We start from the raw sequence: 22,436 nt of genomic DNA on the forward strand, positions 1-22,436 counted from the left end.
CTTAGGACAGGGCCAGCATCCCTTCACTATCGACCGGATGTGCCTTGCTGGGCAGCTGCAGCATATCCGTCAGGAGAGCCGTGGGGGGTAAACTGTGGGGCCAGGCAAAGGCGTGTCGAAAGGCGGCTTCCTGACAGGCTTGCAGTTCCTCAAAGCCAATTACGTCGTGGGTGAGCAGGTTTTCGTACTCAAAGGGCAGTCGCACGTTGTGTAGCCCGGCGTTGTCGGTGCAGATGGCGATATCGACTCCGGCCTCAAAGCAGCGATCGAAGACTACCTTGAGCTGATGAATGTCGTCCAGGGTGCCGGTTTTCAGGTAAGTGGTGGGGCATACCTCCAGGCACTGGCCTCGCGCCGCCACCTCGGGCAGTAGCTCGGGGTGCCGCAGCGGAATTTGAATGCCGTGACCAATGCGCATCAGGTAGGGCAGCAGTTTAGGGTGGTCACCATCGACGGTTTCATAGAGGTGGCCGGTAGTTTTGAGGCCCAGATCCTGGGCGCGCTGGTAGAGCTGGGTAAACTCGTCGATGCGATCGCCGTAGTGGGCATCGCCCCCAGCCACATCCACCGCGCAGACGTACTCGGGGTACTGACCGGCTAGCTCTACAATCGCCTGGTTCACCTCATAGGGCAGCCGCGAGTGCATGCAGAGAATTTGCTTGGTCACAATCGGATACTCGGGCTGCTGGCTGGCTCGGCCCACAATCTCGACAATTTCGGCCATGGCCTCAATGCGCTGATTTTGGGGCAAATGCTCTGGGGTGCGCAGGTAGGGGGTATAGCGCAGCTCCAGGTAGGCCAGGTTTTCAAAAATATATGCCCCGCGAATCAGGCGGTAGATGAAGTAGGGCAGCGCTTCGTGGGTTTGCACACTCTCAACCAGGGTGTGCAGCTCCAGATACTCGGCCAGCGTGTTGCGGGGACGGGTATAAAACTGCTCAAACGCAGGGTAGTCGGCAAACTGACCCGAGAGGTCGGGGCGATTGCGCTCGAAATAGCGCCACAGCACTCTCGGTACCACCGAACCGCCCAGGTGGCGGTGTAGCTCAGCATATAGACTCACGGTAACCTCCGCCTTAGTAAATTTTGGGGTTGTCTAGGCCTGCGATCGCCCGCCTGGCCGCTTGCTCTCAGGGGCTGCTATGGGGGTCTGGTCTGGTGACTATCGCAAAATCGGAAGGAAATCTAAAGAAATGTAAATTCGGTATCCATCTGTTCTATCGCACATTTTACTAATTGGGTATAAGGTTAAATACATTTAATTTGCTAGTGGTTTGGGCTGCGGAGAGAATTGGCTCTGCCCGGGCCTGCAAAAGATTGGTTGACACAATTACATTTGCTTAGTGATAATGGGAATTTGTGTGAACTTTAGAAGCTGAATTCCCTTGGCAAACGTTGTAGTAATTGGTGCCCAGTGGGGCGACGAAGGTAAGGGCAAAATTACCGATTTGCTGAGTCGTTCGGCAGACGTGGTTGTGCGCTACCAGGGCGGGGTTAATGCAGGGCACACCGTCGTCGTTAAAGATCAAACCTTCAAGCTGCACCTGATTCCCTCCGGCATTCTCTACCCCGATACCGAGTGCGTGATTGGCAGCGGCACCGTGATCGACCCCAAGGCGCTGATCGGTGAACTCGACAAGCTCGACGAGCTGGGGATTTCGTCTAAAAACCTCTTCATTTCCAACGCGGCCCACGTCACCATGCCCTACCACCGCCTGATCGATCAGGCGGCAGAGGAGCGTCGGGGCAACCACAAAATTGGCACCACCAAGCGCGGCATTGGCCCTACCTACGCTGACAAGTCTGAGCGAATTGGCATTCGCGTCATCGACTTAATGGACTACACCCGTCTGCGCAAGCAGCTAGAGTGGACAGTCCAGTACAAGAACGGCATTCTCGAAAAGCTCTACGATCTAGAGCCGCTCGATCCAGCTGCCGTTATCGACGAATACATTGAATACGCTGAGCGGCTGCGGCCCCACATCATCGACAGCTCGCTGCATGTCTACCAGGCCATTCGCCAGCGCAAAAACGTGCTGTTCGAGGGTGCCCAGGGTACGCTGCTCGACCTCGATCACGGCACCTATCCCTACGTCACCTCCTCTAATCCGGTGGCGGGTGGGGCCTGCATCGGCACGGGCATTGGCCCCACGGTGATCGATCGCGTCATCGGGGTGGCCAAGGCCTACACTACTCGGGTGGGCGAAGGCCCCTTCCCCACCGAGCTGACCTGTGGGGTGGGCGAGCTGCTCTGCGATCGCGGGGCTGAATTTGGCACCACCACGGGCCGCCGCCGCCGCTGCGGCTGGTTCGATGCCGTGATTGGTCGCTATGCCGTCCGCATCAATGGTCTCGACTGCCTGGCCATCACCAAGCTCGACGTGCTCGACGATGTTGATGAGATCGAGGTGTGCGTGGCCTACGAGCTCGACGGGGAGCGCTGCGAAGAGCTGCCGGCTAGCGCCGATGCCTTTAGCCGCTGTAAACCGATCTACAAAACCATGCCCGGCTGGAAACAGCCCACCGACCACTGTAGATCGCTCAGCGACCTGCCCAAAGCGGCCCTAGACTACCTCAAGTTTTTGGCCGAGCTGATGGAGGTGCCGATCGCGATCGTGTCGCTGGGGGCCAGCCGCGACCAGACCATCATCGTAGAAGACCCCATCCACGGGCCAAAGCGGGCGCTGCTCTACGAGAACGGTGAGCCTCAGGTGGCCTAAAGCTGAGGTGTCGTCAAGTTTGTCTTTTTGAATGAGTTATCAACGGGGGGATTTTCCATGGAACTGACTATTGAATGTAAATCGCGCGATCCTAAAGCCAAGCCCAACGCGCTGCGCCGCCAGGGTCTGCTGCCCGTCGTGCTGTACGGCCACGATGGTACTGAATCGGTGTCGCTAACCGTCGATCAGCATGAGGCCGATATGCTGCTGCGCAAGGCTGCGGTCAACAACACCATGATTGACCTAAAGATTCCCGACCTGTCGTGGAATGGCAAGGCGCTGCTGCGGGAAGTGCAGTCGCACCCCTGGAAAAACCTGGTATACCACCTCAGCTTCTTTGCAGTTAAGGCACAGGATGCGGTCGAAGTGGGCGTTGCCCTCAACTTTATCGGTGAGCCTACCGGCGTTCAAAACGAAGGCGGCGTGCTCAACACCGAAGTCAACGAAGTCACTGTCAAGTGTAAGGCAATCGACATTCCCGAAACTATTGATGTCGATGTGTCGGGTCTGGGCGTGGGCGATTCGCTGACCGTGGCTGACCTGGTGCTGCCCGAGGGCGCAGTGGTGGCAGGCGACCAAACTCAAACCGTTGCTACCGTACTTCAGGGCCGTATGGCTGAACCCACTGGTGACGGCGATAGCCCCACTGCAGCGGCGGCGGAAAAGTTGGCCGCTGAGTAGGCGGCTTTGACCCTGGGGCTCGTGCCGCTGAGCGGTGCTGGCGGTTAATTGGCGGGGGTGGGGAAGATGTCTCCGCCCCCGCTTAGTATTGATGAGACTCTTTTTAGGTAGGTTATGGCTGTTTCCGCGCTTCCTGATCTCATTCAGCAAATGTGTCAGCCAGGGTTTTATCCTCACCCGGTGGCTGAACCGATTCGGCTGCTGCAAACCCACGTATCCTACGTGCTGCTGACCGGTGACTACGCCTACAAAGTGAAAAAATCGGTCAACTTTGGGTTCTTAGACTATTCCACTTTGGAGAAGCGGTACCACTTTTGCCAGGAAGAACTGCGACTGAACCAGCGCGGGGCCGGACCGCTGTATCTGGAGGTAGTGGCCATTGGCCAAGCCGGGAATGTCTATCAGCTAGGCAGCAGTACGCCCGTGGAGTACGCCGTCAAGATGGGGCAGTTTCCCCAAGACACGCTGCTCAGCGCTCTGTACGATCGCGGCGAGCTGACCGAGGCCCTGATGAAAGACCTGGCGGTGGCGGTAGCCAACTTTCACCTGGGGGCCGAGACCAGCGACTACATTCGCACCTTTGGGGCGGTCGAGCAAATTCGTCAGGCCTTCGACGAGAACTATACCCAAACCGAAGGCTACATCGGTGGCCCCCAAACCCAGGCCCAGTTTGACGAAACCAAAGCCTATACCGATGCCTTCTTTGCCGCTAAGAGAGACTTATTTGAGCGGCGGGTGGCCCAGAACTGGATCCGGGCCTGCCACGGCGACCTGCACTTGAACAACATTTGCCGCTGGCGCGATCAGCTTTACCTATTTGACTGCATTGAGTTCAACGAGCCCTTTCGCTACGTCGATGTTATGTACGACGTGGGCTTTGTAGTGATGGATTTGCTCTCTAAGGACTGCGCCCGTCTGGCTACCGTGTTTCTAAATCACTATGTAGAGCGCACAGGCGACTGGGAGGGGGTGCAGCTGTTGCCCCTCTACGTCAGCCGTCAGGCCTACGTGCGAGCCAAGGTAACGTCATTTTTGCTAAGCGACTCTGGGGTAGATGAGGAGGCCAAGCGTCAGGCGGCTAAGACGGCGGCGGGCTACTATCGCCTGGCCTGGTCGGTATGTCAGCCCCGCAGCGGTGCCGTCTATATGATGGCTGGCCTATCTGGTGCGGGCAAATCGACCACGGCCCAGGTTCTGGCTCAGCAAATCAACGCCATTCACCTGCGCAGCGATGCTGTGCGTAAGCACCTGGCGGGGGTGCCCCTTGATCAGCGCGGGGACGACAGCTTATATACGCCAGAAATGACGGAGCAAACCTACGATCGCCTGCTCACCCTGGGTATAGCCCTGGCTCAAGCGGGGTATTCGGTGATTCTCGATGCTAAGTACGATCGCACCAGCCTGCGCCAGAGCGCGATCGCACAGATTCAAACCGCTGGGCTGCCCTTAACTATTCTGCACTGCACGGCTCCGGCGGCGGTGCTGGAGCAGCGGGTGCGCGATCGCGCGGGCGACATTGCCGACGCCACCGTAGCCGTGCTTCAGCGCCAGCACATGGAGCCTTTTACCGAGAGCGAACAGCCGCTGGTGCGGGCGATCGATACCACCCAAGCTGTGCCTCCGCAATTAGTCGCTATAGTTTAGTCGCTATAGTAGGGGGCATAGGCACTCTACCTCGCTTTACTGGCGTTCCAGAGAGGACGAATCGGTGGCCGATAAGATCATTCCACCAGCGTTAAGAATTTGGCTGGTCTTTTTGTTTTTGTTTTTGCTGTTGGGCTACGAGGTCGTGCCCAGTATTTTGCTGGGGGCGATCGCCGGGTTCGCGGGGGGTACTATTCACGCCTGGTGGATTACCCCCGGCGGTGAACCCACCACCACTCTGGAGCTACCGGCTCCGCTGCGTCAGCTCAACCCCAGGCGACTGCCCCTGGGCAATTTCTTTAGGCGTGGCCGCACGCAGCGCCTACCCCGAGCGCGTCGATAGCGGCCCTCGGGTCGCAGACGGGCACAATGAGCGGTAGCAATTCTTCACCGCCCGGCATGGTAGAACGAGCGTATTGGCTGGCCTGGGCTCAGGCTAAGGGCCTGGGCCCAATTTTGTTGAAGCGGTTATGCAGCCATTTCGGCACCCTGACTACCGCCTGGCACGCTAGTGGGGCCGAGCTGCTGGAGGTCGAAGGCATTGGCCTGGGATTGGGGTCTGGCCTGGTGGAGTACCGGCAGCGCGTGTCGCCCCTGCAGCTGTTGGCCAGCTATGAGCAGCAGCACCCCAACTTTTGGACCCCTGCCGATGCTGAGTACCCAACCCTGCTCTACGAAATTGCCGATCCACCACCGATTCTCTTTTATCGAGGTCGGCTGGAGCTGGCCAGTGCTCTACAGCTGATGCCCTCGGTGGGGGTGGTAGGCACCCGCAACCCGTCGGACTATGGGCAGCGGTGGACTCGTCGCCTGACTCAGCAGCTGGCCCACCACGATGTGATTGTGGTTTCGGGTTTAGCCAAAGGGGTCGATCGCTACGCCCATCAGCAGACCCTAGACAGCGGCGGGCTAACCATTGCGGTACTGGGCACTGGGGTTGACCAGGTTTATCCCTCAACCAACCGTGACCTGCACGATCGCATTGCCCACCAGGGGCTGCTGCTCAGCGAGCACCCCAACGGTACGCCCCCCGATCGAGCCCACTTTCCGCGCCGCAACCGCATTATTGCTGGGCTGAGCCGAGCGGTAGTTGTCACCGAAGCGCCAGCTCGATCCGGAGCGCTGATCACGGCACAGCTGGCGAATGACTATGGCCGCGACGTGTTTGCGGTGCCGGGATCGCTGGATAACCTCAACAGCGAGGGCTGCCTGGAGCTGATCAACCAGGGTGCCCAAATGATTTTGAACGATACGACGCTGATTGCGGCCCTGGGGCAACTGCCACAGCTTAGGCCCGCTGAGCCCGAGGCAAAGGGGGGCTCTGGGTCGCGCGATCCGTCCCCTAGCCCCGCTCCGCCGCTGTCGCCAGCCATGGCTCAGGTGCTGGCGGCCATCCCCAGCGAGCCCGCTACCCTTGATCAGCTGGTGCAGGCGATCGCCCAGCCGACCGGCGAGGTGCTGGCTACCCTGGTACAGCTAGAGCTGCTGGGCTTGGTGACCCAGCTGCCGGGGATGCGCTACCAGCGGAGTTAGTCGTCATTCCACACGGATTGATCGCAGCACTGCTGCAAAAACTCAAACCGCAGGCTGCCCAGCTTTACCAGGTCGCCATCTTGCAGGTAGTGGCGCTGGGCCGGAGACAGCCGACGGCCATTCACCCAGGTGCCGCCGCCGCTACCCAGGTCGGTGAGAAAGAAGCCCCGCAGCGGGTCAAAATTGAGGGCCGCATGGCAGTCGGCAATGCCCGGCCGGGGCATGACTACCGTGCAGCGACTGCCCTGACCCAGCAGCCAGCGGGTGCTGCACAGCGTTACCTGAATGGCGCGATTGGGGTTGATGTTGGTGCTGAGGAAGGCTCGATCTTCGGCCACAATGCCCTGCACGTACCAGTCGGTGCGGTAGCAGTGGTTTTGGGCCGTCAGAATGGGGTCGATGACATCGGCTACTTGCTCTAGGTCGTAGCTCAAGTTGCGAAAGAGGGTGTCTAAAATCCAGGGGGGAGAAGCCGCTGGGCTGCTATCGAGACTTTGGGGGGCTGTACCCGGCGACGCCGGTGCGGATTGCTGGGCGAATTGCCGCCCTGCGTTGGCAGAAAAAAACTGTGAGGAAACCATAGCGAACCGTCATCTACCACTAACTACGTCTCTAGACAAGGCAACCACTACTACAGCAGCCCGGGCCGTAGCCCCTTCGCTGTGATGGTCGTAACGGTGGGTTACCTGGTCTAATGCACCTGCGCTCTAGGCGTTTAGCCCAGGGCGTTGTAGAAACTCCTGAGGGACTGTGTAAGTTAGACGCGACGATTTTCTCAAGCGCCTGGCCCGGTTGGGTTTGGCTCCTGCCATTAAACTGGGTTTGTACGGGTTGCACAATCCTCGAGCTGGGGTTGCTTATAAAAGCTTTATGATTCATCCGCAAATTTACTGAGGGGCTTTAATCACCTCCTAGAAGCTGAGAAGTTTGCTCCTGCTCTGCTATATCATCGGGGTGTTCTCGCCCTGGCATGAACCTGTGGTCAACCCTTCCACCCGCGCCCAGCCGCCCCTAGGCTTCATTCCCCCCGCGCTAGATCGGCGAGTGCTGGCTCTGGTGCGTCTGGGGCTGCCTTACTGGATGCGCTGGCGTGAGCAGGTTCAGCAGGTAGACGTGGTCAATGCTGACGGTCTGGTGCACCTGCTGCAGGCGTTCAATGCTCAAGAAACCCGATTTCTGCTGGCCTTCCGTCATCCCAGCCCGCTCGATTCGTATTGTTTGGGCCATCTGCTGTGGTATGCGGTACCTCAGCGGGCCAAAGAACTCGGGATTGAACTAAAGCGTCCGGTTCACAGCCACTTCATCTACGATCGCGGCATTCCACTGTGGGCTGGTAGCTGGGTCGGGTGGATCTACAGTCGTCTGGGGGGCACGCCTATTCAGCGGGGCAAGGTCGATCGCCAGGGGCTGAGGTCGGCCCGCAACCTGTTGGCAAACGGTCAGTTTCCCCTCGCTGCTGCTCCTGAGGGCGGTAACAATGGGCACACCGAGATCGTTAGCCCCTTGGAACCGGGGGTGGCCCAGATGGGGTTTTGGTGTGTAGAAGATATGCAGAGCCAGGGCCGGAGCGAGCGGGTGGCGATCGCGCCTTTGGGCATTGCCTACCGCTACATCACCCCGCCGTGGAAAGAACTCGATCGCTGGCTCGACCGGCTGGAGCACGATAACGGGCTGGCATCGTCGCCGACATATTCTTTAGGAGACACCTCAGCGGCAGCGATCGAGTTCCGCTACCAACGGCTCTACACCCTGGGCGAACACCTCTTGACCCTGATGGAGGACTACTACAACCGGGTCTACGGCGCTGCTCTGACCAGCCCCAGCCCGAAAGCTGCGCCGCTGACTAAACCCCTCAACGAGACCGCAGCGAATCATTTTGCCGATCGCCTTGCCGCCCTGATGAATGCCGCTCTCCAGGTGGCCGAAACCTACTTCAAGCTGCCGCCCAAGGGTGGCCCCATCGATCGCTGCCGCCGCATTGAGCAGGCCGGGTGGGAGCGCATTTTTCGTCAAGATGTGGTCGGCAACCCGCCCCCCTCTGATGTCGAGCGGGGCCTGGCCGATCGCGAGGCCGAGGAAGCCAGCCTCCGCATGTGGCACATGCGCCTGGTCGAAAGCTTTGTCGCCGTCACCGGGCAGTACGTCAAGCAGCGCCCCTCTGCCGAGCGCTTTGCCGAAACGGTGATGATTTTGCGCGACACAGTGTGCCTGATTCAAGGCCAGAACCCCTTTCCCAGACCCAAGCTGGGGCCGCAGCGAGCGGTGCTAACGGTGGGAGAGCCAATTTCGGTCAGCGATCGCTTCCCCGATTACAAAGCAAACCGCAAGCAGGCCGTCGCCCAGCTCACCGCCGACCTGCAAGCCGCACTAGAAGCCATGATTCCGCCTACTCTGGCAGAATCGGGGTTGCCGCAGGCAGATTCGCCAAAATAGCCTCTACCTGGTTTTGGTAGTCTGCCTCTGACAGCGCTGGGGCCTGGTCATCCACCTCGATCTCTCGGCCAATATCTACCCACGAGCGGCAGCCGCTGTAGCCTTTGTGGCGGGGCAGCAGCAGCGGCGACTCGAACCGATAGGCCCGCAGCAGCAGGGCGTAGAGGGGGCGATCGGGCTGCCAGCTCAGCCGTTCGGCCACAAACTGCTCGTTCCATACCAGGTAAGGTAGCAGCGGAGCCACCTCTGTCTCGGCCTGGAGCAGAAAGGCGTGGGTAATGGTCGCCCAGCCCTCAAACCTCACCTGGTCTGGCTGATCAGGCTGTTCTGAATTCGCCAGAGACCGAAATTCATCCTTCAGCAGCGCCAGCTTTTGGTGCTCTAGGGTGGCCAGCAGCAGCACCTCGCGAGCCGCCAGCGAAAACTGACCCTTGGCCTCGCGAATGCCGCCTTTTCTTAGCAGCAGAATAGTGTCGCCCTGCAGCAGCGCCGCGATCGCCACCTGCCACTCTTTGAGAACCCACGACGCCATACTGCAAGTCTCCGTTAGTCAAGGGTTTGCCCACCCTGCCGCGCCTGAGCGGGAATTTAAGGCTCAGGCTTGACCTTAAGGTCATCCCAGTTGCCTAGTACCAGGGTAGCGCCGGGGACGGGCGATCGCCCCCAGGGTTCTGACACTGAGACAAAGCCCGCCGCCTGGGCCTGTTCTGCCAAGGCCAGATCGGCCCAGCTGTCGCCGACAACTAAGGTACGCGCTACTGCAACCTGGAGGCGATCGCACACCTGCTCCAGCAATGTCGGATCAGGCTTGGGCGGATCCTCTGGCCTTGTACCCTGCCACTCATCCACCCAGGGCAGCAGGTCGTAGTAGCGCAAAAATTCTTCCACATAGGCTGGGCTATCGGACGACAGCACTCCAATTTTCAGCGGGCTGTGGTGAAGCCGCTTGAGCATGGCTGCTGTGCCCTCAAAAGGTGGCGTGTAGGCGGCTTTGCCGTTGCGGGCGGCATTTACCGCTGCAAAGCAGTCGGCTACCAGCGTCGTCACTTTTGCTTGGGAATAACCGGCCTGCACTAGCACCGCTATGGCTCCCTGCCGATTGGCCTCGCGCGTGCCCGCTGCCATCAGTCCATCGGGGTCGATGCCCTGGGCCGAAACACCAAAGCAGGCTAGCAGGGCTGGCATGAGGTCATCCCCTCCTCCTACAGCGGTGGAAATGGCCTCGGCGCGGGCGATCGCCGTGCGCTGTAACAGCCCCCGCGAGTCGGCCAGGGTGCCGTCTTTGTCGAAGACAATCGCCTCTATACCGGCAATCAGATGCTGCCCGCAGCGAATTTGCACCATACAAAAAATTTCGTTTCCAGCACACCCACTATCCTAGATAATGGGAAGGTTTTGAAGTTTGAAATATAAGCAGCTCACTATGCGCACCCACTACTGCGGCACCCTGCGGGCCAGCGACATTGGCAGCACTGTTACCCTGTTCGGCTGGGTCGATCGCCGCCGCGACCACGGGGGCGTTATTTTTATTGATCTACGCGATCGCACCGGCGTTGTCCAAATCGTCAGCGATCCTGAGCGCACCCCGGCCTCCTATCCCCAGGCCGAACAGCTGCGCAACGAGTACGTGGTCAAAATCCAGGGCCGAGTCAGCCAGCGTCAGGAGGGCTCCGTTAACCCCAAGCTGTCCACTGGGGAAATCGAGATCTACGCCGACACCATTGAGCTGCTCAATGCAGTGCGCAAGCCCCTGCCGTTTCAGGTGTCCACCGCCGATTCTGAAATGGTGCGCGAAGACCTGCGGCTAAAGTATCGCTATCTGGATCTGCGGCGGGAACGGATGGCTCAGAACATGCGCATTCGCCACGAGGTGACCAAAGCTATCCGCCGCTTTTTAGAAGATCAAGAAGGCTTTTACGAAGTCGAAACCCCCATTCTCACTCGCTCGACCCCGGAGGGCGCGCGCGATTATCTGGTGCCCTCGCGGGTCAACCCCGGCGAGTTTTACGCCCTGCCCCAGTCGCCGCAGTTGTTCAAGCAATTGCTAATGGTCTCGGGGATCGATCGCTACTACCAGATCGCCCGCTGTTTCCGCGACGAAGACCTGCGCGCCGATCGCCAGCCCGAGTTCACCCAGCTCGACATGGAAATGAGCTTCATGACCCAGGACGAGATCCTGGATCTCAACGAGGCGCTGGTGGCCCACATTTTTAAGGAAGTCAAAGGCGTTGACATTCCTCGCCCCTTTCCCCGGCTCACCTACGCCGAGGCGATGAATCGCTACGGCAGCGACAAGCCCGACACCCGCTACGGCCTGGAACTGGTCGATGTGTCTGACCTGGTCAAAGACTGCGGCTTCAAGGTCTTCTCTGGAGCGATCGCCGACGGCGGCATTGTCAAAGTACTGCCCATCCCCAACGGCAACGACCAGGTCTCTAACGTGCGCATTAAACCGGGTGGCGATGTGTTCAAGATCGCGGCGGAGGCGGGAGCCAAGGGCCTCGCCTACGTGCGGGTGCGGGCCAACGGCGCGGTGGATACCATCGGTGCCATTAAGGACAACCTCGATGCCGACCAAATGGCGGAGCTGCTGCGCCGCACCAACGCCACCGAGGGCACCCTGCTGCTGTTTGGAGCCGGGCCAACCCCGATTGTGAATGCCACGCTAGATCGGGTGCGCCAGGCGATCGCCCGCGAGATGAACCTGATCCCCGAGGGGACCTACAACCTGCTCTGGGTGACCGACTTCCCCATGTTTGAGTGGAACGCCGACGAGCAGCGGCTAGAGGCTCTGCACCACCCCTTCACCGCGCCCAACCCCGACGATATCGATGACCTGAAAACCGCCCGCGCGATCGCCTACGACATCGTGCTCAACGGTTACGAAATCGGCGGCGGCAGCCTCCGCATCTATCAGCCCGAGGTGCAGAGCCAGGTGTTTGAAACCATTGGCCTCAGCGAAGACCAGGCCCGCGATAAGTTTGGCTTTTTGCTCGAAGCCTTTGAGTACGGCACCCCGCCCCACGGCGGCATCGCCTACGGGCTCGACCGCATCGTCATGCTGCTGGCAGGCGAGGAGTCGATTCGAGATGCGATCGCCTTTCCCAAAACCCAGCAGGCCCGCTGTCTGCTCACCCAGGCTCCTTCTAGCGTGGATGAGGCTCAGCTCAAGGAACTGGCGATCGCCTCCACCTACGACCCCGAGGAAGAGTAGGTGGGTAGGCGAGTTCGTGGGTAGATGGACAATGCTTGCGTTCTTGAGGCATTGACGTATCTCGCACGCTCACCGTCACTAATCTTGTGGTGGTATAAAAACTTGCGCCAGTAACAGTAATTCGTGGCAACCTATGGGCTTATTAGAGAAAGCCGATTGGGAGACACGTCGAGTTATGTTGCAGCTGCAGGAAAGGGCTTCAAAACAACAACTGCATCCGCTGGGAAAGCCGGGAGGGCGATGGCGCTACGTGCCCTGGCTAACGTTGGGTAGTTTACTGCTGCTTTGCCCGACTGCTTTCGCCCAGGGCATGAGCACAACTGATCTGCAAGTTGCCCTGGACACGGTGTGGGTACTGGTCGCTGGGTTTCTGGTGTTCTTTATGAACGCTGGCTTCTGCATGCTCGAAACCGGGTTTTGCCGCAGCAAAAACGCCGTCAACCTGCTGGCCAAAAACCTGATTGTGTTTGGCCTATCAACTTTGGCGTTTTGGGTAATAGGCTTCGGTCTTATGTTTGGCGACGGCAACCCCCTGTTTGGCTTCTCGGGGTTTTTGCTGCAGGGGGCCGACAACAGCCCTGCCGTCGGTGAAGCCTATCGAGGCACCTTTAACGCTCTCAGCTGGGCCGGAGTGCCCCTAAACGCCAAGTTTTTCTTTCAGCTGGCCTTTGCGGGTACGGCAGCTACGATTGTCTCTGGGGCCGTAGCCGAACGGATTAAGTTTTTGGCCTTCTTTATCTTTAGCCTGCTGCTAGTAGGCCTCTCTTACCCCATCACCGGCCACTGGGTATGGGGCGGCGGCATGCTGTCTAACCTCGGGTTCTACGATTTTGCCGGGTCGACGGTAGTGCACTCCGTCGGCGGTTGGGCGGCGCTGATTGGGGCCATTTTGCTGGGGCCGCGGCGGGGTCGATTTCAGGCTCGTCCGGTGGCGATGCCGGGGCACAACCTGAGTATTTCGGCTCTGGGCTGTCTTATTTTATGGCTGGGCTGGTTTGGCTTTAACCCCGGCTCCACGATGGCCGCTGACCCTTTCGCCATTAGCCACATTGTGGTGACCACTAATATTGCGGCTGCATTGGGGGGTCTGGCGGCCACCGTTACCTCCTGGATCTATCTCAGCAAGCCGGATCTGTCGATGATTATCAACGGTGTGCTGGCGGGGCTGGTATCGGTGACCGCATCCTGCGCCTACGTCACTTTGGGTAGCGCCGCGTTAATCGGCCTAGTGGCGGGCGTCATTGTGGTGTTTTCGGTCACGCTGCTAGACGGGCTCAAAATTGACGATCCGGTAGGGGCGGTTTCGGTACACCTGGTGTGCGGCCTGTGGGGCACTCTGGCTCTGGGCTTGTTTAGCGTTACCCCCGGCGTTTTTCCCTGGTATGACCAGGAGTCTGGCCCCCTGGCGGGATTGCTGATGGGCGGCGGCATTCAGCAGGTGCTGGTGCAGTTGTTGGGCATGGTCGTGGTCGGGGCGTTTACGGTGACCTTTAGCCTGGTGTGCTGGCTGGTGCTACGAGCCACGATAGGCATTCGGGTTTCTGAAGCCGAAGAAATTCAGGGCCTTGACCTGGGTGAGCACGCTATGGAGGCGTATCCGGAGTTTCAGGTGGGGCCGTAGCAATTTTGGCTGGGGGATTGGCGATTTTGGATTTGGGAGCTGAGAGAATCTAAAATCCAAAATCGCTAGACAAAGTGGTAAGGGGGAAGAGGTTCACTGAGCACAAGGTTCCAGTGGGGGGCCTGCGATCGCCACTCTTCGACCTGCTGTAACAGCGTATCGTCCTCGCGATCGACCAGGATGTAGACGCGGGCTTCCCCAGCTGGGCTTTCGGCCTCAAGGCAGTCGCTGTAGGCGCTGTAGATGTGGTCGAGCACCTGGACGAGTTCGGCCTGCTGCTGTTCTTGGCTGTTGGCTTGGTCTTCGAGGCGCTGCTTTTTGGCCAAAAAGTAGTCGCGCCCGGTTAGGCCTGCGGCCACGGGCGGTAGCTCAACCGTTTGGGCGATCAGCTTGAGCTGGTACTCAGCTTTTTGGGCCAGGGCCTCAAGCTTAGCGGCGTAGTCTGCGCCCTGGGTGGCCAGGTGAGCCTTGAGATGGTCGAGGGAGGCAATCTGAGTGCCAAACCGCAGAGGCAGCAGCGGCGTGGTTTGAAACAGCTCACAGATGACGCGATCGTGGCTGAGCACGGCATTTAACAGGCGCGGCTCATCGGTTTGCAGGGTTGCTAGATCAACGCCAGTTTCGACTACGGCAGCAACATTGTCTACAGCAATCAGCTGGGTAGGCTCGGCCAGCCCCAGGGGTAGCGTTAGGGGCTGCTGCGGTCGAGGGCAAATACTGTAGAGGTAGATAGGCCCTGAAGTCAACTCTGGGGACACGATATCAAACGCCTTTCGAATGCGCTAAGTTCGATCTCACTCTAGGCGATCTGAACTTTACCTCGGGGCGGTACCCCGTAAAAATGCCATAAAACTTACGGCCTTGAAACCGCTCCAGCCGCCGTAATACTGGGGAGAAATTGGTTTGATTGCCCCTGTTGAGAGACTGTAGTGCCTGGCTCCTATACCAATCGTCTATGCCGCTGGCGCGGCACCCCCAATAACGAAAATAGCCATAGCCGTTCCCTTCGACTCCGCTCAGGGAACAGCTAGTTTCAGGGCAAATCCGAATCGCATAGCCTCGATCTTAAACAAACGGCTTGCGTAGGGCATAGGCGTAGCCGAGCCAGAGGCTCTACGGTGTTTGCCTAGCCCAACCGGGTATAGCCCAGGTGGATTCAGTATTACAGCGTGGTTTGTAGAGTAAAGCACCAGTCTAGGGTAAGCTGGCCCGGCTGACAGCCTGCTTCGGCATCGAGCCGGTGCAGGTGAATGGGGGTGCCCTGGCGCAGAGCGGCAATGGCTGGGGTGTAGGTGCCCAGGTCGCGATCGATGAGGGCAGTTAAATCGCCTATGGTGAGCAGGTTGCGCCAGGGGGCGTCAGCGATGTCTACGGCAGCATCGGCGGGTAGAGCCAGGGGGCTGGTGGGCAGCAATCGCCCACGGCTCAGATCAAGAATCCAGCTGCGCTGAGCGACTGTTAGCTGCATCAGCGGGCGCAGGTAGAGGCTGCCCTGCTGCCAGTTCAGGCCGGGGGGCAGCACCTGAGCCGCGACCCCGCCCATGAGCTGCATCACGCGTTCTGCGCTTTGGGCCAGGTACCAGCGCAGCCGGGGCCACAGATCGGCTACCAGCACTGGCTCATGTACAAAGGTGTGTTTAAGCAGGCCGCTGGCTCCCTGCACCAGGTCGGTAGCGCTGTAGGTAACGAGGTTGCAGAAGGCTTCGCGCTGGCGCAGCTGCTCTGCGGTGGCGTGCTCTCCCCCCTCACCGAGCGCTATCTGGGGAAGGTTTTGGGCAACTATCCGCTGAGCGTAGGTATCGAGAAAGGTCTGGATCCAGCTCTCATTGGTGAAGGTCAGCCAGTTGCCCAGCACCCCGGCGGTAGCATCGCCGGGGTCTTCGATCAGGGTGCTGGCGAAGTCGTCGAGGGTAAAGCCTGCGTCGACTTTAGAAGGTTGCTTTTCATGCGGCGGCAGGTAGAGCGCGTTGGGGCTAGCCTCGGAGCCACCTGAGGGACGAGGCGGCGATGGAGCCTCCATTCGAGCCAGGTGGAGATGCAGGCTGAGGGTAGCGGTCTGCCAGGGCTGAAAAGGCCGCAGGGCTTCGACAGAGCAGCGATCGCTCAGTAGAGGGCTGAGCCCCGGCTGGGCGTAGCTTAGACTCTGAGCTACCTGCTCCAGCAGATCTTTACAGCGCCAGGAGCGGTTATCCAAGTCGTTGTCCAGCAGGCGAAGACTGGTCGTCTCGGCCAGATGAAGAGAGGGCACTGGGTCGGTCTGGGTGACTAAATCGAGGGCGTAGCGAGAGTCCTCAATCGTGAGCATTAGCACTGGCACCAGGCGCACAATGTGTGCCGTTCCTGGTCCATCCGGTTCAAAAACGCTGGCCTGAATTCCTTCGATCAGGCGCATAATTTCGTAGCCTCCGCTGGCCAGCATCCACAGCAGGTGGGGCACCAAAACCGTGATAGGAACAATACCGGGCGCTGTCGATGGCGGGGACGATAACTGGGCTGCCCGCAGGGCGTCTAGAAGTTCCCAGGTCTCTTCGCTGAGGTAAGCGCCGAGGTTTTCTGGCGTTTGAGGCAGGTCGGCGGGCCAGCCGCCGGTGGGCGATCGCAGCGCCATGCTCTGCCCTACCAGCTGCTTTAGCGCCGCTGCTACCGCCGGTGCTTGCTCCAGGTCGGGTCGCTCTAGAGCCAGAGGTGCCATGCGACACACCGTATTGCTCAGGATAGAGGCTGTCGCGCCCGGCAGCGCTGCCGATTCTGACGGCAACCAGGGAGTAAGCGATCGCACAGCGGATGAAACCATAGCAGCAGCCCGCGCCGGGGGTGAGGGATCTCCCTAGAGAGTGCCTATTTCTCCGGCAAAATCCACAGGCCGTTGCAAATTTATGGGTAGGGGGGCAGAGCATGCCCTGCCCCCCTACCAGGCCACGTAGGGCAGCCGGGCCGCTGTGGCGCGAATGGCCTCGGCGTTGGCCACCAGCTGGCCGCAGGCATCCCAGGTGCCCGCCAAAAAGGCCTGACGCACCCCCTCAGGCATCGCTATGGGCTCGGTTCTAGCGCCAAACTGCACGGTTTGCGAGGCTAAATCAAGGGTGACAGGGGCGGTGGGGTCGGCCTCCAGGGCGGCCTGCACCTGCCCCACCACCTCGGAGGTGCCTGTCAGGCAGGGAATGCCGATCGCGACGCAGTTGCCAAAGAAGATTTCGGCAAAGCTCTCGCCCAGCACGGCCTTGATTCCCCAGCGGGCGATCGCCTGGGGGGCATGCTCGCGCGAGGAGCCGCAGCCAAAGTTGCGGTTCACCACCAAAAGGGTTGCGCTCTGATACTGGGGCTGGTCAAAGGGGTGGCTGCCCTCCAGGGCGGCGCGATCGTCGGCAAACACCTGCTCGCCCAGCCCGTCAAAGGTCACGCACTTCAGAAATCGAGCCGGGATGATGCGATCGGTATCGATGTCGTTTCCTCTGAGAGGAATGCCGGTTCCCGTGATCTGTTCTATCTGCGTCACTGCGATCGCTCCTTACCTTGGGCTGTAGCCTTACCACGAGGCCACCTCCACCGAGATGGCCGCCTATCACCTATCAATAGTAGCGTCTGAGCGTAACCCGCAACATGGCTTGCACCGCTCTGGTCAAGGGCAGTTTGGCGGTTCTAGATAGGACCAAAATCCTGGATTTTCCAACGCTGTGAGAGCAGTTGTTAACCAAATCATAAACTTTGGTATCATCGCTAGCCATGCCTGAATTCGAGGAGTATCTTAGTAATTAAGGAAGTGAATCATCTGACACCAAAATCTGATTTCTTCCCCTGACAGTTCAAATAGTTCAGTCCTGTTAAATAGGAGGTACGTTATCGATTTAACGTCTGAATCTATTTCGTCAAATACCAGCAGCACTTTACTCGGTTGTTGATATTTTCTCTCTGTAACTGATTGAGAGCTCTGTAAGAAATGCCCAGAGACGCTATAAACCCCACGCGATGGTTTCTTTACGACGGCATTTAAACATCTCTATTTTATCGGAACTTTCTTGAGGAAAACTCTCAAGTTAATCAGTCAAAGTGCTGCTGTCTCCGAATCGTTTCTAAAAACAACTCGCCTCGACTATTTCACTATTGGCAAGTTGTTGAGTTACAGGCAAAAGGTACATAAAGTCTACGCTTAGAACCCCCTGGCAAACATGTCTGCCAGGGGGTTCCCTTTTAGCTAAATGAAGTGGTCTATACGGCAAGCGTCAGCGTTGTTGGTCGATGTCCTCGTCTGCTGGACTCAGGCTAGCCCGCAACGCGATCGCTCTCGGGACCGTGAATCAGCTCTGATAGCTCTGGCATGATCCCATCGGTCTGAGCGATCGGTGCAGGACTTACCGTTGAGATGGGCTCTTCAATCGGCGCGGGGGCCATCATATCGCTAGGCAAAAAGATGCGAGCGCTCACCGCCAGCATCGCTACCGCAAAAATCAGCACAATCAGCAAAGGTGCAATGTAAGACCGGAAAAACGACATAGGGCGATCGCGTGTGAAGGGATGTAACTTATGTTCTCATCTTACCGCTTATCTTCCCGCATCCCCTCACCCCGGCGGCTCATCCATCCCTGGCCTCGGCACGGGCAGCGCGGGCTTGCGCATGCGCCGCAGACCAACCCAGCCCGCTACCGCTACCACCAGCCAAAACCAGCCGGTCAGGGGTTGGTAGAGCAAAAAGCCACCCACGCCGAGCATCGCCCCCAGCAGCAGCAGCAGGGCAAATCCTGCTCGCAACAGGTCGCGGCCCAGGGCCTGGGCGGGCCAGAGGCCGGTGCGCTGGCGCTGGCGAGCCCAGCCGGGGCCACCGGGGCGCACTTTGCTGTAGAAAGTATCCAGCGTGGCGTCGCTCTCGGGGGCGGTGAGCAGCATGGTGGCGACCCAAATCACCGTGGTAATGGCGGTGGTGACCAGCAGCCGCAGGCCAAAGTCGTCGATGGTGAGAATGGGGACAACGCTGGTGACCAGACCCACCAAAAATCCGGCCAGCATGGAGGCTAGCTCGGCGGCGGCATTGATGCGCCACCAGAACCAGCGCAAAATAAGCACCAGCCCTGGCCCGGTGCCGATCGCGATCACCAGTCGAAATACTGTGGCGACATCCTGGGAGTAAAAGGCGGCGATCGCCCCCAGACCCGTCACCACCACCGAGGCGATGCGACCCGCCAGCACCAGTTCGGTTTCGGTGGCGGCGGGCCGCACAAAGCGCCCGTACAGGTCGTTGGTGAGGTACGACGCGCCCCAGTTAATCAGGGTCGAAACCGTGCTCATAAAGGCGGCAATCAGCGAAGCCACCACCAGCCCCAGCAGCACGGGCGGCAAAAAGTCGAGCATCAGCATGGGGTAGCCCAGCTCGCGGTCTTCGAGGTTGGGGTAGATCACCACCGCTGCCAGGGCGACTATTACCCAGGGCCAGGTGCGAATCACGTAGTGCAGAATGTTGAAAAACCAGGCCGCTTTTTCGGCCTCGGCCTCATCCTTAGAGGCGGCCAGTCGCTGAATAAACTCGCCGCCCCCGTCGCTACGGCGAAAGGCCCACCACTGCAGCGTCACGTAGGCCAAAAAGGTGCTGATCGAAATACCAGCGGTCTCGCTCCACTGGTACCAGCCCCCCGCCCCCCGCTCCAGGGGCACAAAAGCGAGCAAATCGGTGCCGCCTGTCGCCTGCACCTGGTCGATCAGGCTGCCCATGCCGCCCAGGTTAACTACGGCTGCTACAGCCACAATTACAGCGCCCAGCAGCGCCAAAAAGAACTGGAAAAAATCGGTTGCTACCACCCCCCACAGCCCTGAGAACCCGGCGTAGACCAGCACCAGCACGCTGACTCCGATCACGCTCAGCAGCTTCAAACTTTCGCCGGGCTCAATGCCGACCGACTGCCAAATTTGCAAAGCGTCGATCACTTTGACCATGGCCAGCATGGCGTAGCCGATGCCGATGCAGTTGATTGGCACCGCAAACAAAAAGGCCTTGATGCCTCGCAGCCAGGCTGCTGTCGCTCCACCGTAGCGCAGCTCCGTTAGCTCGGCATCGGTAATGATTTCAGAGCGCCGCCACAGCCGGGCGAAAACGTAGATCATCACCACGTGGGCAATGCCAAAGCTCCACCATTCCCAGTTGCCGGCAATGCCCCGGGTCCCAACCACGCCAGCGATATACAGCGGCGTATCAATCGAGAAGGTGGTAGCCGCCATACTGGTGCCCGCCAGCCACCAGGGCAGCGATCGCCCCGACACAAAAAAATCCACCAGCCCACCCGCTGCCCGGCGGGAAAGGTACAGGCCCAGCGCCAGGCTAAAGACCATGTAGACGGCCACAATGGCCCAGTCAATCCAAATCACAGCGGGTTACCCCTCAAACACCGATGCTATCTTGCCACACTAGGATGTTGCTCTTTCGAGCTGAGTGACGCGAGTTTCGAGCTGCCTGACCTGCTGCTTAAGTTCGATCGCGAGGGTGGCCAGGTTGTCGAACTGCTCATCGAGGGAAGGCTCCGCCACAGGTGGGGTAATAGTGGGCAGGCTAGGGGCCGGACGGTTGGGGATGGAGAGCTGCGATTCTATTTGTCTAACCTGCGACCTCAGCCGACCGAGTTCAGACTCCAGGCGATTTAATCGCGAGTCAATACGGGCCTCGCCCTGGGCCTCAACGTAACTCCCTAGCCCCAGCCACAGCAAGATACCCAGCAAAATGCCAATAGACCAACGTGCGATCGCCATACTATCTCCTTGTCGCTGCTCCCCTCACGGGTGAACAGATTAGGCCTCATGAATGGATCGGGGTGATAACGGGTACCCTACCCCTACCGATTCTAGAAAAAACTCTTTAAACCCGTCTCTCATCCTAAATAAGCTGGCCTATCATTAGCGCCAGGGCATGATCGCCAGAGACGTAGGCGAGTACTCCGTGGGACCTCTGTCCGTGGGTACTCTGACAGAGGTCCCTGCGGAGGGGCGGCACCAATCTACTCAATCTGCAAACACCGTCGGTGGAGGGGAAGCCATGAAATTGCGATATTTAGTTGTGCTGTTAAGCCTGGGGATGGCAGCAGGGGTAATGCCCCTGGGGGGCTATGCCCAAACTCCGACCACCGAGCCCGATATGGTCGCACCTGATGTAGAGATTGAGCCCGAGACTGAAGCCGAGGCCGAAGCCGAGCCTGAGGAGGCCGAGCCTGGCTTAACGGCGATCGAAGCCTATAACCAGGGGGTTGAGCGCTACAACAGCGGCGACTACGAAGCCGCTCTCGCAGCCTTTGATATGGCCATCGAAAAAGATCCAACCCTGGCTGGTGCCTATCTATATCGGGGCCTGATCTATGCCGACCAAAATAACTACGACCGGGCGCTAATCGACCTGAACCAGGCCCTAGATTTGGATCCAAACAACGCCAACGTTCTGTTTGCGCGGGGTAGTGTTTACTATCGTCAGGGCAGCTCCGCCGAGGCCCAGGCCGACTTTAATGCAGCTCTAGAAGCCAACCCCGATGCGGTAGATGCCTATCTCTACCGAGGCCTGATCGATTCGCAGCAGGGGCGCTATGACCTGGCGCTAGAAGATTTTTCTACCGCTATTGAACTCGACCCTGATAACCCTTCGGCCTACGTGCTGCGCGGCTTTGCCCTAGAGCGAGTGAATAACTACAGCGACGCCGTGGCTGACTTCAGCCGAGCGATTGAGCTACAGGGCGACCTGCCCAGGGCTTACATGGGACGGGGAGTGGCCTACTACCAATTAGGGCTCTACGATGCGGCCCTCGATGACCTCAACCAGGCAGTACAGCGCGACTCCAGCATGGCTCGGGCCTATCTCAACCGCAGCTATGTGTTCTATCGTCAGGGACGCCCCAACCGCGCTCTGCAAGACCTCGATCGCGCCATTGAGCTCAACCCTGACCTGACCGAAGCCTACATGAGCCGGGGTACCATTCGCGCCGCTCAAAATAACCTCAGCGGTGCCCAGCAAGATTTTGCTCGGGTGCTGCAGCTCAACCCTGACTCGGCCATGGCCTATAAGCAGAAAGGCGACGCGCTGCTGCAGGCGGGGGATGCGACCGCTGCGATCGCAGATTACACCGAGGCTCTGTTCCTAGATCCCACCTATGCGGCTGCCTTTAAAGCCCGGGGCGACGCCCGCCTGTCTACGGGAGATGTATTTGGCGCGATCGATGACTACAGTCAGGCCCTGGAGGTACAGCCCGATTACCTGGAAGCCTACTCTGCTCGGGGATCGGCTTACCTGCAGGTAAACCAGGCCCAAGATGCTTACCAAGACCTCACCCAGGCCATTGTCAGTGCTCCCAACAGTGCCGACCCAAAGCTGTTTTATAACCGAGGGGTAGTGCGCGCTCGCCTCGGTGACGATGCTGGTGCCCGTCGCGATTTTGAGCAAGCCGCCCAGCTTTACCTGCAACAGGGCGAAGCCGCCGGGTATCGGCAGACGCTAAACCAGATGAGCCAGCTGTAGCGCTGGCGAAGATGAGGGGATGAGGGAATGGGGAAGATGAGGGGATAGGGATGCAGAATGGCTTCCCGCAGGATAGGGAGGCAGGGATAATAAAGTGGTGAGATGAAGAGATCT

Annotated in this window: 19 protein-coding genes; 9 read left to right on the forward strand and 10 right to left on the reverse strand. The window is 59.2% G+C overall.

Annotated features, from left to right (window positions below; all coding sequences use genetic code 11):
• Position 1 precedes the first annotated feature (1 nt).
• Complete coding sequence (locus ACQ4N7_RS00950; protein ID WP_430709745.1) at positions 2-1,063, reverse strand: adenosine deaminase; 1,062 nt, start codon at positions 1,061-1,063, stop codon at positions 2-4.
• A gap of 322 nt (positions 1,064-1,385) precedes the next feature.
• On the opposite strand from ACQ4N7_RS00950, the gene ACQ4N7_RS00955 reads away from it, so the two are divergent.
• The 5 genes from ACQ4N7_RS00955 (at position 1,386) to dprA (ending at position 6,578) form a co-directional block, all read left to right on the forward strand.
• Complete coding sequence (locus tag ACQ4N7_RS00955; protein ID WP_430709746.1) at positions 1,386-2,720, forward strand: adenylosuccinate synthase; 1,335 nt, start codon at positions 1,386-1,388, stop codon at positions 2,718-2,720.
• 57 nt (positions 2,721-2,777) lie between these two features.
• The gene (locus ACQ4N7_RS00960) at positions 2,778-3,401 is read left to right on the forward strand and encodes a 50S ribosomal protein L25/general stress protein Ctc (protein WP_430709747.1); all 624 of its coding nucleotides are present in this window, start codon (positions 2,778-2,780) and stop codon (positions 3,399-3,401) included.
• Between the two features lie 114 nt (positions 3,402-3,515).
• A complete protein-coding gene (locus ACQ4N7_RS00965; protein ID WP_430709748.1) occupies positions 3,516-5,045 on the forward strand; it encodes an AAA family ATPase in 1,530 nt (509 codons plus the stop codon).
• Positions 5,046-5,109: 64 nt separating this feature from the next.
• Complete coding sequence (locus ACQ4N7_RS00970; protein ID WP_430709749.1) at positions 5,110-5,388, forward strand: hypothetical protein; 279 nt, start codon at positions 5,110-5,112, stop codon at positions 5,386-5,388.
• Between the two features lie 56 nt (positions 5,389-5,444).
• Positions 5,445-6,578 carry a DNA-processing protein DprA gene (gene dprA / locus ACQ4N7_RS00975; RefSeq protein ID WP_430709750.1) on the forward strand — a complete coding sequence of 378 codons (1,134 nt, stop codon included), beginning with the start codon at positions 5,445-5,447 and terminating at the stop codon, positions 6,576-6,578.
• On the opposite strand, the gene ACQ4N7_RS00980 is transcribed toward dprA, so the two are convergent.
• A complete protein-coding gene (locus ACQ4N7_RS00980) occupies positions 6,575-7,159 on the reverse strand; it encodes an FHA domain-containing protein (protein ID WP_430709751.1) in 585 nt (194 codons plus the stop codon). The genes dprA and ACQ4N7_RS00980 overlap by 4 nt on opposite strands.
• A gap of 397 nt (positions 7,160-7,556) precedes the next feature.
• On the opposite strand from ACQ4N7_RS00980, the gene ACQ4N7_RS00985 reads away from it, so the two are divergent.
• Positions 7,557-9,011: a 1-acyl-sn-glycerol-3-phosphate acyltransferase gene (locus ACQ4N7_RS00985; RefSeq protein WP_430709752.1), complete on the forward strand. Its 1,455-nt coding sequence runs from the start codon at positions 7,557-7,559 to the stop codon at positions 9,009-9,011.
• On the opposite strand, the gene ACQ4N7_RS00990 is transcribed toward ACQ4N7_RS00985, so the two are convergent.
• Entirely contained in the window at positions 8,965-9,543 is a 579-nt protein-coding gene (locus ACQ4N7_RS00990; protein WP_430709753.1) for a DUF1802 family protein, read from the reverse strand. The genes ACQ4N7_RS00985 and ACQ4N7_RS00990 overlap by 47 nt on opposite strands.
• A 56-nt stretch (positions 9,544-9,599) precedes the next feature.
• A complete protein-coding gene (locus tag ACQ4N7_RS00995; RefSeq protein WP_430709754.1) occupies positions 9,600-10,355 on the reverse strand; it encodes an HAD family hydrolase in 756 nt (251 codons plus the stop codon).
• 79 nt (positions 10,356-10,434) lie between these two features.
• Between ACQ4N7_RS00995 and aspS the strand changes: the two genes are divergently transcribed.
• Positions 10,435-12,225 carry an aspartate--tRNA ligase gene (gene aspS / locus ACQ4N7_RS01000; protein ID WP_430709755.1) on the forward strand — a complete coding sequence of 597 codons (1,791 nt, stop codon included), beginning with the start codon at positions 10,435-10,437 and terminating at the stop codon, positions 12,223-12,225.
• Between the two features lie 175 nt (positions 12,226-12,400).
• Positions 12,401-13,846 carry an ammonium transporter gene (locus ACQ4N7_RS01005; protein ID WP_430709756.1) on the forward strand — a complete coding sequence of 482 codons (1,446 nt, stop codon included), beginning with the start codon at positions 12,401-12,403 and terminating at the stop codon, positions 13,844-13,846.
• A gap of 65 nt (positions 13,847-13,911) precedes the next feature.
• Here ACQ4N7_RS01005 and ACQ4N7_RS01010 read toward each other — a convergent pair whose 3' ends face one another.
• The 6 genes from ACQ4N7_RS01010 to ACQ4N7_RS01035 all read right to left on the reverse strand — a co-directional run bounded on the left by ACQ4N7_RS01010 (position 13,912) and on the right by ACQ4N7_RS01035 (position 20,575).
• Positions 13,912-14,604 carry a GvpL/GvpF family gas vesicle protein gene (locus ACQ4N7_RS01010; RefSeq protein WP_430709757.1) on the reverse strand — a complete coding sequence of 231 codons (693 nt, stop codon included), beginning with the start codon at positions 14,602-14,604 and terminating at the stop codon, positions 13,912-13,914.
• A gap of 404 nt (positions 14,605-15,008) precedes the next feature.
• Positions 15,009-16,640, reverse strand: coding sequence for a hypothetical protein (locus ACQ4N7_RS01015; RefSeq protein WP_430709758.1), 1,632 nt, complete (start codon positions 16,638-16,640; stop codon positions 15,009-15,011).
• Positions 16,641-16,754: 114 nt separating this feature from the next.
• Positions 16,755-17,342, reverse strand: coding sequence for a 3-isopropylmalate dehydratase small subunit (gene leuD / locus ACQ4N7_RS01020; RefSeq protein ID WP_430709759.1), 588 nt, complete (start codon positions 17,340-17,342; stop codon positions 16,755-16,757).
• Between the two features lie 764 nt (positions 17,343-18,106).
• A complete protein-coding gene (locus tag ACQ4N7_RS01025) occupies positions 18,107-18,337 on the reverse strand; it encodes a hypothetical protein (protein WP_430709760.1) in 231 nt (76 codons plus the stop codon).
• A gap of 66 nt (positions 18,338-18,403) precedes the next feature.
• The gene (locus tag ACQ4N7_RS01030; protein WP_430710056.1) at positions 18,404-20,161 is read right to left on the reverse strand and encodes a sodium:solute symporter family protein; all 1,758 of its coding nucleotides are present in this window, start codon (positions 20,159-20,161) and stop codon (positions 18,404-18,406) included.
• A 75-nt stretch (positions 20,162-20,236) separates the two neighbouring features.
• Entirely contained in the window at positions 20,237-20,575 is a 339-nt protein-coding gene (locus ACQ4N7_RS01035; RefSeq protein ID WP_430709761.1) for a hypothetical protein, read from the reverse strand.
• Positions 20,576-20,858: 283 nt separating this feature from the next.
• Here ACQ4N7_RS01035 and ACQ4N7_RS01040 point away from each other — a divergent pair, with 283 nt between their 5' ends.
• A complete protein-coding gene (locus tag ACQ4N7_RS01040) occupies positions 20,859-22,322 on the forward strand; it encodes a tetratricopeptide repeat protein (protein ID WP_430709762.1) in 1,464 nt (487 codons plus the stop codon).
• The last annotated feature ends 114 nt before the right edge of the window (positions 22,323-22,436 follow it).

Origin of the sequence: Nodosilinea sp. AN01ver1 (assembly GCF_050565655.1) — a bacterium.
Taxonomy (GTDB): Bacteria; Cyanobacteriota; Cyanobacteriia; order Phormidesmidales; family Phormidesmidaceae; genus Nodosilinea.